Annotated in this window: 8 protein-coding genes; all 8 read right to left on the bottom strand. The window is 72.7% G+C overall.

All coding sequences use genetic code 11. From position 1 onward, the window contains the following. Window positions 1–18: 18 nt before the first annotated feature. The gene (locus Pen02_RS20860; protein WP_203867783.1) at window positions 19–2004 is read right to left on the bottom strand and encodes a cell wall-binding repeat-containing protein; all 1986 of its coding nucleotides are present in this window, start codon (window positions 2002–2004) and stop codon (window positions 19–21) included. A gap of 326 nt (window positions 2005–2330) precedes the next feature. Next, window positions 2331–3176, bottom strand: coding sequence for a DUF4097 family beta strand repeat-containing protein (locus Pen02_RS20855; protein WP_203867782.1), 846 nt, complete (start codon window positions 3174–3176; stop codon window positions 2331–2333). A 76-nt stretch (window positions 3177–3252) separates the two neighbouring features. Then, window positions 3253–3780 (bottom strand): hypothetical protein, encoded by a 528-nt coding sequence (locus tag Pen02_RS20850; RefSeq protein ID WP_203867781.1) that lies wholly within the window; start codon window positions 3778–3780, stop codon window positions 3253–3255. Between the two features lie 91 nt (window positions 3781–3871). Then, a complete protein-coding gene (locus Pen02_RS20845; protein WP_203867780.1) occupies window positions 3872–4837 on the bottom strand; it encodes a sulfotransferase in 966 nt (321 codons plus the stop codon). 26 nt (window positions 4838–4863) lie between these two features. Then, the gene (locus Pen02_RS20840; protein WP_203867779.1) at window positions 4864–5757 is read right to left on the bottom strand and encodes an alpha/beta fold hydrolase; all 894 of its coding nucleotides are present in this window, start codon (window positions 5755–5757) and stop codon (window positions 4864–4866) included. Between the two features lie 76 nt (window positions 5758–5833). Next, window positions 5834–6151 carry an acyl carrier protein gene (locus Pen02_RS20835; protein ID WP_203867778.1) on the bottom strand — a complete coding sequence of 106 codons (318 nt, stop codon included), beginning with the start codon at window positions 6149–6151 and terminating at the stop codon, window positions 5834–5836. Window positions 6152–6181: 30 nt separating this feature from the next. After that, window positions 6182–10822, bottom strand: a complete 4641-nt coding sequence (locus Pen02_RS20830; RefSeq protein WP_239141043.1) for a type I polyketide synthase — start codon at window positions 10820–10822, stop codon at window positions 6182–6184. A 5-nt stretch (window positions 10823–10827) separates the two neighbouring features. Beyond that, a partial coding sequence (locus Pen02_RS20825; RefSeq protein ID WP_203867776.1) for an SDR family NAD(P)-dependent oxidoreductase occupies window positions 10828–12530 on the bottom strand: 1703 nt, incomplete at its 5' end.

Below are 12530 nucleotides of genomic sequence, written 5' to 3'. Positions count from 1 at the left end.
AGGGCAGACGGGCGTCGTCTACATCGGAGTGATTGACCGGGGCTGTCCGGTCGGCACCGCGCTCGCCCCGGCCGGCGTCGGGTTCGTCACGCGCGCCGCTCCGCTGGTCGGGGCGTCGACGAGCAGGTGGCCGCCGGGGCCGCTGATCCGGTTGCCGAACTGCTGGGCGAGGGCGGGCGTGACGACCGCCGCCGACCCGAAGACGTAGCCGGTGGCGAGCGCCGCCCGGTACGTGTCCAGGTAGTCCTGCGTCGCGATCGCGAGCGTCGACGCGTTGCCCGGGGTGAGCAGGAGCGGCGCCCGGAGGCTGCCGAGCAGGGCGGCGCCGGCCAGCGCGTCCGGCCAGTTCGTGCCGGTGGCCAGCCCGACGGCCTGACTGCTGCCGGTGATGTCGATGCCGTCGAAGTAGCGGTGCGCGACCTGCTGCGCCGTCTCGTAGCGATCGGCTCCGAAGGTCTGTCGAGGGGCGTACGCCAGCATCGCCAGGCTGGCCTGCCGGCCGATCGTGTGCAGCCCCCAGCGGCTCAGGCCCTTGGCGTCGAGGTAGTCGCGGGTGGCGGCCGGCAGCACGGCTTCGTTGGTGAGTACCAGCACGGTTCCCTCGCCGCCCTGGGTGGCAGGCTGGTTGTAGGCGCCCGCCACCGCGCCGGCGGCGAGGGCGTCGGGGAAGTCGGCCCCGGTCGCGGCGAAGATGTTCCCCGGGGTCGGGTCGATCTCATCGGCGATCGCCACCGCCGTGGCGTACCGGTCCGGCCCGTAGAGCCGCTGCACCCGGTAGCCGGCGCTCTGCACCGCCGCCGCCACGGTGGCGTCGATGGCTCCGGTACTGCCCAGCAGGTACACCGTTCGGCCGGGGGCGAGGACCCGCGTCAACTCGGCCCTGGTGGCCGGGTCCAGGGTGTGCGGCGAGGTCAGCAGCAGTGGCCCCTGCTTGGCGGCGGCCAGCACCGTGCCGCCGAGCGCGTCGGCGAACATGTCCGACCTGGCCAGCACCACCGTCTCGGCCCGGGTAGCCGGCGCCGACGAGTCGTCGGCACCGCTCCAGTGGGCCCGGGAGGCGGCGACGGCCGTACCGATCCGGTCCGCTCCGGCCAGCCGGACCACGCTCTCCTTGCGCTGCGGCTGGTACGCCGGCACCCCGGTCAGGCCCGGCACCATCCGGTGCCCGCCGCCGTCCGGCCGGGCGGTCGCCACCCCGGTGCCCTCGCTGAAGGCGAGCTGGTCCCCGGTCGGTGCCCAGACCGGATCGTCGTGGTCCACCGGATTCGAGGTCACCTGGACCAGGTTGCCGCCGCGCAGGTCACAGACGAAGATCTGCTGGTGGCTGCCGTCGGAGCGGACGAACGCCACCCGGCTGCCGTCCGGCGAGATCGCCGGGTTGGCGGCGTCGGCGACGATGTCCCGGTAGCCGGCCGCGAGGTCCCACACTCCCACCGACGGCTGCCCGACGAGCTTGCCGGCGTCGTTCGGCTGGACCTGGAAGACGAAGCCCCAGCCGATGCCGGTCGCGTCCGGATTCAGGTAGTGCCGGCCGTCGCCGGGCGAGTGTGCCCACGGCTGGTTCCAGGCCGCTTCCTTGGTCGGGTTGCGGGTCACGGCGATCTGCCACGGCTTCGCGGCCGACTCCCGGACCGCCATGATCAGACCCAGGCCGACCTCCCAGTAGCCCGGCGAGGCGTACTCGCCGCCCGGGTCGGCCGGCGGTACCGCGACCGATGTCCTCGGCGCGTCGTAGCGGAACCGCTTGACCTGGTGGCCGGCGTCGACGTAGACGGCCTCACTGCCGTCGGGTGCCCAGGCGAGGTCCGTGATCGGCTCGGCGGCGGTCAACACGCTGCCGGAGTCGAACCGGACGCTGTTGCTGCCGTTGCTGGCGGACAACACCACCGGCTCCGGCACGGCGGCCTCGGCACCGGTGGTGGCCGGCCCGACCAGTACCGCAGTCGTGGCGACGGCGGAGGCCGTGGCCAGCACGAGGATTCGGCCGAGATCATGTGACGACAAGAAAGGCTCCTGGCTGCGGTCGGTGCCGTGCTGGCCGGACGAGCGGCGGTCCCCCGTGGGACGACAGCGGCAGGAAACCCTAAGGCTTTCCGCCCGGTTGTCGCTGCCGCGTTTCCGGCCCGGATACCGAGCCGTTCGGCCGATGCCCGACCCGTTCGGCTCATCCCGACCTGAACCCGAACCTCCGGCCGATGCCCGAGCCGTTCGGCTCATCCCTGACCTGAGCCCGAACCTTCGGTCGATGCCCGGCCCTCGGCCCGAGCCGTTCGGCTGCGACTGGGACGTCCGACGACCGGACGCAGCGAGTCTTCGCCGACCCGGGCCGGTCAGGCGCGGCGGATCATGATGTCTCCCCAACTGCTGGTGGCGTGCACCTCGACCGTCTCGTCGTCGCCTTCGGGCTTGGCGGTCGTGTCGAGCGCGTTGTGCACCCGGCCGCGCCGGGACCTGACGTCGAGCCAGGCGGCCGTACCCCGGGGAACGCCGACCTCGATGCCGCCGTACGACGTCTCCACGTCCACCACGCCGGAGACCATCTCGCCGACCCGGACGCTGCCGTAGGCGGTCCGCGCCGTCACCGAGGCGAGTGCCCGGTCGACGGTGATGTCGCCGTACGCGGTCTTCACCCGGACCTCTCCGCCGCTTCGTCCGATCCAGCAGTCACCGGACGAGTTCTTGACCTCGGTCGTCCCGTCGACCTCGCCGATCCGTACCTTCCCGGACGAGGCGGTGACCCGCGCCGAGCCGGCGACGCGCTCCACCACCACCTCGCCGTGACTGCTCTCGACGTCGAGCTTCCCGGTGTGGTCGAGCCGGACCGCGCCGCCGGTCTTGAGCCGGCACTCACCGAGCCGTCCCTCGCAGCGGAACGCCGCCCACGACGCCTCGGCCTGCACACTCGACCCGCTCGGCACGTGCACCACGAGGTCGAGCGAGGGCCCGGTGCCGAAGAGGCCGAAGCGCCGCCAGTTCTTCGGGGCGCTGATCGTCAACCGACCGGCGGCGTACTCGACCGTGGTCTGCTCGGCGGCGGCGACGTCGGCCCGGCTCGACGCGTCACGGGGCCGTACCTCGACGACGGTGTCGGCGCGGTCGGTCGCGGTGATCCACGCGTCGCCGACAGGGAGGTCGACCTGGACGGAGATGGGTTCTGGGGTGGCGAACACAGGCATGGCGGTCTCCCGGAATGTGGTCGACATGTTCTGCCGGCGCACGGCAGGTCGTTCGGTAACGGAACAGTGGGAGTGGTTAACGGGCCCAACCGGTGTAGCGCTGGCCCGACCGTGGTTCGGCCCGCCGTGCCGGGCGGCGGTCAGGATCACCGGCCTCGACCGCGCTGGCGGCGGCTCGGACGAGCCAGGCGTTCACCGACAGTCCGGCCCGGCCGGCGGCCTCTTCGACGCTGGCCTTCAGCCGGTCGGGAAGCCGCAGGTTGATCCGCGAGGTGCCGCCGTCCTCGCCCTCCGCCGACGGCAGGACCGACGGGGCCGGCGGGGCCGGCGGTGGTTCCTCGTCCCGGTCGTCGAGCTGTGGGGTCGCCAGGGTCAGGACGAAGGACGGCTCACGCCCACGGAGTCGTACCTGCACCGAGCCCGGGGCGAGTTCGCGGGTGATCTCGTCGGCCGCGTCGGACAACGCGTCGAGCAGGGTGAGGCGGGTTGCCGCCTCCAACTGTGTGAAGAGCCGCTCCGCCAGCGCCCTGCCCTCTGGATCGGCTCCCTCGGCGGCGAGCGCGAACTGGTTGCGCAGGCTCTCGACGTACGACCCCAGATCCATGACGTCATGGTGGCACCATATTGGCTCAGTGTCCAGCCGACCGTGGCTCACAGCGGCGCCAAGCTGTTCTCCAAGGGGCTGCGGGCTGCCGTCAGGCGGAGGTCGCCGCCTCGTGCCTGCGGGGTGCTGCCGCGACCGCCCCGACCACCCGTTGCGCCCAGGTCTCCCAGTCGTCGAAGCCCAGGAACCGCCCCAGCCGCCCGAGCTGCGCCAGCGGATCGTCGACGAGAGCCTCGTACGTCATCGTCAGCAGTTCCTGCGGTCGGGCGTCGGCGATGGCCTGCTCGGCCTCGCTGGCGAGGAACGCACACAGGCCCCGGTAACGCTCGACGTCCCGGCCGCGCTCGCGGAGCGTCTGCGCCGTCAGGCGGTCGGGCAGGTAGCGCTCCAGTTCCGGCGGCACGGACTCGCCGGCGGCGACCTGGAACGGATCGATCCCGTACCGGCCGAGCGACTCCATCCTGAGCTGGAGGCACTGGAAGGACGGGTGCCGGCTCATCGACCGGGCGGTGTCCGCCCAGTCACGGGTCAGGTAGACGATCTTCGCGGTGGGGAAGGTCTTCAGCAGGTACGACGCCACGTGGCTGGAGCCACCGGAACGCTCCACCCAAGACCGCCGCTGGGTGAGCGTGGTGAGCATGTCCAGGAACATCCGGTGGTGCCGGGCCACCGACTGGTCCGGAAACCCCGGCACCAGTTCGGCGAGTGTGTCGTACAGGTGGTCGGGTTCGGACGAGATCTTCGGCAACGTGGTCGCGAGGATCCGGGGCAACGCGGTGAGGTTACCCGCCCACCGGCCGTCCTCCGGGTAGCACACCTCGACCGGTGCCAGACCGATCCGGAAGAGGGTGGTCAGTTCCGGCCGAGGACTGTCCAACCTCGACCAGTACGCGGCGCCGCTGAGCTCGTCCCCGGCGTCGGTCCAGGGCTCCACCGCCATGAAGAACTCCTGGACCGAGAGGGTGTCGGACTGCTCGGCGATCAGATCGGAGAGCAGCGTCGACCCGCACCGGCCGGTACTGATGATGATCGCCTGCGCCGGAACCGGTGACTCCATCGGACGTCCTCCCTGAACTGTGCGGATCAGTGGATGGTCTCGGGCGCGGACCGCTGATCCTGGCCGTCGCGCCCGCCGAGCCGTGCGGTGTCCGGGCGCCGGGGATGGACCCCACACTCCTGACGCAGCCAGGAGAGGACGATGTCGCGTACGGTGCTCGGCTGGTCGACCAGCAGGGTGTGTTTCTGGCCGGACACGGTGACGATCCGCGCTTCCGGCAGCAGCCGTCGTACGTCCGGAGCCAGCTCGACCACGGCCGAATCGCCGCCGTACACCCAGAGCACCGGACACCGGATCGCGGCGATCCGCTCCTCGGACGGCAGCCGACTGGTCGGCAGGTCGCGCGCGAGGCTGGTGGCGGCGAGCACCTCACGGGCCAACCTCGCCCGCCGGCTGGCCCACTCCCCCCGTTCGGCTCTGATCTCGGTCAGCGCGTCCTCGCGCGGCAGGTACGTGGCGGCGCCGTGTAGCTGTTGCACCACCCGTTCGAACCACGCCGCGATGGGCGGGGAGGATTCGACGGCGACGATGGCGGCGACCCGCTCCGGGTACCGCGTCGCGTAGCCGAACGCGATCGTGCCGCCGAAGGAGTTGCCGAGCAGGTGAACCGGGCCGGTGACGTCGAGCGCCGCCAGCAGCGCCGCCAGGTCGTCGACGAAGTCGTCGAGCGTGTACCCCTCCGGCGGACGTTCGCTGTGCCCGTGCCCACGGAGGTCGTACATGATCACGCGGAGGCCGGTGGCGGCGAGCGGGTGCGCCAGGGTGAGGTACCAGCTTGCCAGGGTGTCCAGGGCCATGCCGTGGATCAGCACGGCGGTCGGGGCGGCACCGTGCACCCCGGAGACCGTGCCGGCCACCGCGTCCGGTGGGGCGAGCTGCTCCACGTGCAGGGACAGGCCGTTGGCCCGGACCATGCTCATCCCGGCGCTCCGCTTCGCTCCACCGCGTCACCAGACCCGTTCGCCCTGAACCTGACGAGGCACTCGCAGGAACCACTCATGCCGGCGTTCCTGCCTTGCCGGGGCTGGCGTCGGCCCCGTCGAGTGCCGCGACGATGTGTTCAACGAGTTGGCCGACCCGCAGTTGTCGTACCGACTCCAGGTCGAAGCCAGCGATGAGCTGGGCGAAGTTGACCCGGTCGCCGTACCGGACCTGTAGGCGGCCGGCGAGGGAGATGACGTCGATGCTCTCCATCGCCAGGTCGTCCTGGAACCTGGTCGCCATGGTGATCTCGCCGTCGACTGCGTCGTCGCCCAGGATCGCCTGCAGCATCTCGGTAATGTCGGCGAGAATGCTCGCCTCGTTCACCTGCATGTGTTGTCCCTTCTCGTGATCGAAGTACCGCTACGGGCAGCCCGTCCGGTGGCCGTCCTCCGGTCCCCACGTCCAGCCGACGACGTACCGGGTGGACGGGTTCTCGGGGTTGGACACCTCTCGATGGGCGACCTGGTAGACGCGGTCGCCGACCGTGACGGTCAGCGCGGTCGGGGTGGCGGCCACCACCGCGAACCGTTGCGGGTCGCCGGCCAGGCCGGTGCCCTCTGCCTTGGCGGCGGCCTCCTTGGCGACCCGGAAGCGGGCGAACCACAGGCGCCGGTCCTCGGTGGCGGCGACCGAGTCGAGCAACCGCCGTTCCGGTCCGGACAGCATCGACCCGACTGTGCTCTCCGGATCGTCCGCGATCTCGGTGACGTCGATGCCGACGCCGGGGGCGTCGGGTGCGGCGCCCGGCGCGCGGGGCTTGGCGATCGCCACTCCGATCTGGGCGGCGTGCGCGAGCGAGACGTCACAGTCACGGAAGGCGCGGCCGGATCCCGGGTGCACCCGGGGTCTCCCGTTCGGCTCGTTCGTGACGGTCAGCTCGATCGGGTAGATGTCGGTGTGGCCGTCCTCCCACAACCGGAAGCGGACGGCGTCCTTGACCGCGATCCGGCCGAGCAGCCACTGCCCGCGCACCCTGGGTGGCTGCCGCTCGTAGTCGGCATAGCCGCTGGCGCCGAGGATGCCGCGAGCGGCCAGGCCACGGGTGACCAGGTCCGTCCAGCAGTCGAAGGCCATCGTCCAGCCCTCCGGCTGCCGCAGCGACATCGGATGGCGCTCCGGGAACCGCTCCGCCAGCCGGGCGGTGCGATGGCTGTCGAACCGCCGGTCGACACAGCCGTCGACCTGTGCCCACACCCGGCCGTCGACGGAGAGCTGGGTGTCGGCGACGAGGCGCGCGTCGTCGATCGCGCGTACCCGGGCGACACATTCGAACGCCGTACCGGTCGCGGGCGGCGGCCCGAAAAACCGTACGTGTCCGAGTTCCACCGGCAGCGCCACGGTCCGCGACGGTTGCGTGGTGATGAGCCAGTTGCCGATCAACTGAAGTGCGTTGTCGAGCAGCGCGCCGGGCGGTACCGGGGCGGTCACCACGCCTCGGACGTGCGTGTCACCGAGGGCGTGCACAGTCGTCACGCCGTGGAACAGCGGGCCGTGGAACATCAGGCGTTCGGCGTACATCTGCTCGGCGCCGATGCGTGGCGGCCGTTCGGTGGCCGGGTCGTGCCGCCAGACCGCCGGAGGGTCGGCCGGGTAGTCCGGTGCCACCTCGATCGTCGCCCGGGCGTAGCCGCCGAAAGTCACGGCGAGCCGGCCGGGGTCGACCGGCCGTACGGTGATCTCGACGTCCTGCGGCGGCGCGGCGATCAACCAACGGTTGAACCGGGCGTCCCGCACGCCGACCACCCGCATGCCCGGAGCGGCCTGCTCGGCCGCGTCGATCATGTGCTGTACGACGGTGGTGGCCGGCACCACGGGCCACCGGTCCGCCGGGTCGGGCCAGTCGTCGGGCTGCATGAAGAAGCAGTGGTCGCGCAGGTACGGCATCGTGTCGAGGGCGACCCGCAGAACCGTACGGTGCACCTGCGGCACCTGCGGCACCTGCGGCGGTGGCGGTGGCGGTGGCTGTGGCGGTGGCTGTGGCGTGCTGCCGGCGTCGGTGGTCGCCGCCTCCGTGGTGGCGTCGGACAGCAGCGAGGCGAGTTCTGCGGCAGCGCTGGAGTGCTCGGCAAGAGTGTCCAACGTGGCCAGTGCCGGCGACCTCGGCGGGGCCACAGCATCCTGTGCTGGCACGGAAGTCGGCGACCTGTCGGTGCCGTCCGGGATGTCCGCCGGACCGCCGTGCACGGATACGCCGAGCAGTTCCTCGGCTCCCTCACCGAGGCGAACGAGCGGGCCACCGAGGTCGAGCCGCATCGTCGGGCCGCGACGGGCGGGTTTGGCCGCGACCGGCGCCCCGGACCGGGTCTGCTTCGGGATCGCCGGGTCGAGCACGTGCAGGTCCGGTGCGGCGCCCTCGACCCACAGCGCGGTGGCGACCCGGCGCAGTTGGTCCAGCCCGCTGCGGTGGGCGACGTTGACCGGCATGGCGAGGTGGTCACGGCCGCGCAGATTCTCGGCGATGACCGAGGCGAGCTGCCCGGCGCCGACCTGCAAGAACACCCGGAAGCCGGCGTCGTACATGGCCTGGATGGTCTGCCGGAACCAGACCGGTTCGAGCATGTGTCGTACGACGATCTCCAGCACCCGGGCCGGCTCGGTCGGGAACGGTGCCCTGATGGTGGTGGACCAGACGGGTACCCGGGTCGGACGGACCTGCCAGCGGCGTAGGGCGACGCCGATCGACTCCAACCCGGGGGCGGACATCGGGGTGTGGAAGGCGGAGTGGAAGGGCAGCTTCTGGCAGAAGATGCCCTCCCGGCGCAGTGCCGCCACCACGGATTCGACCTCGCTCTCGGGTCCGTTGACGACGCACTGGGCAGGCGCGTTGTCGTGCGAGAGCACCACCCCCGGATACCGGGCGAGCCGCAGGGTGACCTGTTCCGCAGCCGCGCCGATGACGGCAAACGCGCGGCCGGGCACCTCGGCCGACGCCGAGTTGAACACGGCGAGGAATTCGTCCATGGACGCCGAACTGATCTGCCCGGTGGTGGCCGCGGCGGTCCACTCACCGATGCTGTACCCGGCGACCGCGTCCGGGGTGATCCCGATGCGGTGCAGGGCGGTGTCGAGCAGCTTGCCGACCTCGATCACCCCGGCGCCGTGCCGACCGAGGTCGCGGGCGGACCACTGCCGGTCGGGCAGGTCGAAGTGCGCCGCGACGTCCGAGGTACGCGGGTCGAGTTCCGCCTCCAGTCCCGGGTACACGAAGGCGAGCTGGCCGGGGGACTCCCCGGCGAGCAGCGGGTCGGGGCTGAACCAGATGTCCCGGGCGCCACGCCAGGGCTGCCCCTTGGCGACGGCGCGTCGGGCGGTACCGAGTCGCCTGGTGTCGGGGTTGACGATGCCGAGCCGGCAGCGTTCGTCCGGTCCGGGAGAGCGGGCGCCGACGGCAGAGCCGGCGGGACGGCCCCGGCCGGCGCCGAGGGCGCGTACCGCGTGGTCGTCGGTGTCGAGCAGGCGGGCCAGCGCGGTCGGGTCGGCGGCGGCCAGCCAGAGCACCTCGTCCGGCTGCGCGACGCTGACCGGCGCGGTGGCCCGGACGGCCTGCTGCGGCGCCGGCACGGCTGCGGTCACCGGCCCGGCCGCGCCCGTACCGCCCGGACCGGCCGCCGCCGGCACCTCCTCGAGGATGACGTGGGCGTTGATGCCGCCGAAGCCGAACGCGTTGACGCCGGCCCGGCGTGGCCGGTCGCCCTCCCACGGCTCGGCGGCCGTGATCGGGGTGAACCTGGCGCGCGCCAGCTCCGGCCGGGGATCGTCGCAGTGCAGCGTCGGCAGCAGCACGCCACGGTGCACGGCCAGGGCCGCCTTGATCAGCCCGGCGATGCCGGCCGCCGGCATAGTGTGACCGATCATCGACTTCACCGAGCCGATCACCGGTCGCGGCCCGCCCCGGTGCGGGCCGAACGTCTCGATGATGGTGGTGAGTTCGGCGACGTCGCCGGTCGGCGTGGCGGTGCCGTGCGCCTCCAGCAGACCCAGCGCGTCCGGGGCGGTCGGGTCCAGCCCCGCCGCTGTCCAGGCCCGCCGGATGGCCAACGCCTGACCGGCGCTGGCCGGGTTGACCATGCTCGCGGCACGCCCGTCGCTGGACACCCCGATACCGCGGATCGTCGCGTAGATCCGGTCGCCGTCGCGCAGCGCGTCGGCCATCCGCTTGAGTACGACGATTCCGGTGCCCTCACCGATGAGCAACCCGTCCGCCGTGCTGTCGAACGGCCGGATCTCGCCCCGTCGGGAGATCGCGCCGAGCTGGCTGAACACCGACCAGAAGCTGATGTCGTGCACGTGGTGCACACCACCGGCGAGGACCGCGTCGAGCCGGCCGCTGTTCAGCTCGGTGATCGCCTGGTCCACGGCGATCAGCGACGAGGCGCAGGCGGCGTCCACCGTGTACGCGGGACCGCGCAGGTTGAGCCGGTTGGCCACCCGACAGGCGGCCAGGTTCGGCACCAGTCCGATGGTCCCCTCCGGCCGGTGTTCGCCGAGCCGCTCGTCGAACTTCGCCCGTACCGCGTCGAGCCGGCTCTCCGGCAGGTCCGGGATCAGTTCCCGGAGTACCTGGATCACCTGGCTGGACATCCGCACCCGCTGGGCGTACCGGGCCTGGGCGGGGCTGAGGATGCCACCCCGGCCGATGATCACGCCGATCCGGTCGCCGTCCGGCAGCCGGTCGGCACCGCCCGCGTCGTCGATGGCCGCCGCGGCCACCTGTAGCGCGATGAGCTGGTCCGGTTCGATGTCGGCGATGGACGCCGGCATGATGCCGAACCTGAGCGGGTCGAAGACGGCCAGGTCGTCGACGAAGCCGCCCCGGCGGCAGTACAGCCGGTCGGGCCGGTGCGCCTGCGCCGGGTCGAAGAACTCCGGATCCCACCGGTGCGGCGGCACCTCGGTGACCGCGTCCACCCCGTCGACCAGGTTGCGCCAGTAGGTGTCCAGGTCACCCGCGCCCGGCATCAACGCCGCCATCCCCACGATCCCGACCTGGGCGCCGGCCATGCTGCTCACCAGCCCGACGCGGTGTGGACGACGGAGGTGACGGCGGGGTCGCCCCAGGCCAACTCGGCCAGCAGACTCAGCGCGCCCTCCTCGGGATCGATCAGCCCGATGCCGCGACGGGCGTACTCCCGGCCCAGCTCCGCGCTGACCATGCCGCCGTGGCCCTCGGACGGCGCCCACGGCCCCCAGTGCACCGTCAGGCAGCGGTTGCCGGTACGGGCCGCCCACCGGCTGCCGATCGCCGCCAGTGCGTCGTTGGCGGCGGCGTAGTCGCCCTGCCCCCGGCTGCCGTACGCCGCCGCGATGCTGCCGAACAGCACCACGAAGCTCGGCCGGCCGCCGAGGCTGTCCAGCGCGGACAGCACCGCCTGCGCACCCCCCACCTTCGTGTCGAAGACGCGGCTGAACGACTCCGGATCCTTCTCGGCGATCAGCTTGTCCTCGATCGTCCCGGCGCCGTACACCAGTCCGTCGATGCGGCCGTACTGGCCGTGGATCGCGGCGAGCAACCGCCTGGTCGCCTCCGGGTCGCGTACGTCGAGGGTGTGGTAGTGCGCCTCGGCGCCCAGTTCCGACAGTTCCCGCAGGGTGGCCCGGACCTCCCGGCCCGCCAGGATCGCCGCCGCCGTACGGCCGATCGTCGCCGCGGAGCCGATCCGCTGGCGGGCGAGCGCCGCCCGCAGCGCCGCCGGGTCGGTGGCCGCCGCCAACACCGGATCCTCCGGGCCCGCCGGCAGCGGAGTGCGGCCGACCAACTCGATGCGGCACCCGGCGGCTGCGGCGAGGGTACGGGCGAACCAGGAGGTGATGCCCCGTGCGCCGCCGACCAGCACCACCACCGAGTCACGGTCCAGGCCGACCGCCCGGGCCTCTGCCGCGCCGTCGCCGGCCGGTCCGGCACCGCCGGCCGCCAGCGCCCCGAGGCCGACCGGCGTCAGCTCCCATCCGCACCGCTCGCCCCCGACCCGGTGCACCACCACCGCGTCGTCGTCAACGAGCAGTTCGTCGACGACCTGCTGGGCGACCCGCTCCACGGGTTGCGCGGCATCGACGACGACCAGCCGGGAGACGGTCGACGGACACTCCCGGGCGATGGTGCGGAACAGGCCGCCGAGCCCGTCGGCGTACGCCCCGGTGCTCGGGTCGGCGACCGCCAGCATCCAGCGCGGCCCGCCGGCCAGAACCCGCTTGACGAGCCCGAAGACGCCCGGCAGCAGCGGGGGCTGCCCACCCGTCAACCCGTCGAGCAGGACCAGTCCGTCCACGCCGTCGACGGTGCCGGGCTCGACGGCCGTACCGGTGCGGACGGTCGCGCCGTGCCGGCGCAGCAACTCGACCACCCGTACGGCCGCCGGACCGGAGCCGGTGACCACCAGGGTGGCGCCCGCGAGCGCCGTCGCCGGTCTGACCGCCGCGCCCGCGAGCGGAACCAACCTGGGAAGCATCCGGGTCGGCGCGACGCCCACGCGCGCGTCGGCGTCCACGGGTACCGGTCTGTCCGGAGCCGTCACCGCAGCGGGCGGCGCGGGGCCGGCGGGGATCGCCGGGGACGACGCCGTACGCGTCCAGGTCGATGTCCTGGCCGACGCCGGGGCCGGCGCCGGTTGGGCGGCCGAGGTCTGCGCCGGCACCGTTGCGGCCACCGCCTCGTTCACCCGGGAGGTGAGCAGGTCGACCATCCTGCGTACGGTCCGGGCCTTGACCAGTT

This window comes from Plantactinospora endophytica, from assembly GCF_016862915.1.
Taxonomy (GTDB): Bacteria; Actinomycetota; Actinomycetes; order Mycobacteriales; family Micromonosporaceae; genus Plantactinospora; species Plantactinospora endophytica.
The sequence above is the reverse complement of the archived record's forward strand: the minus strand, read 5'-3'. Positions and strand labels throughout refer to the sequence as shown.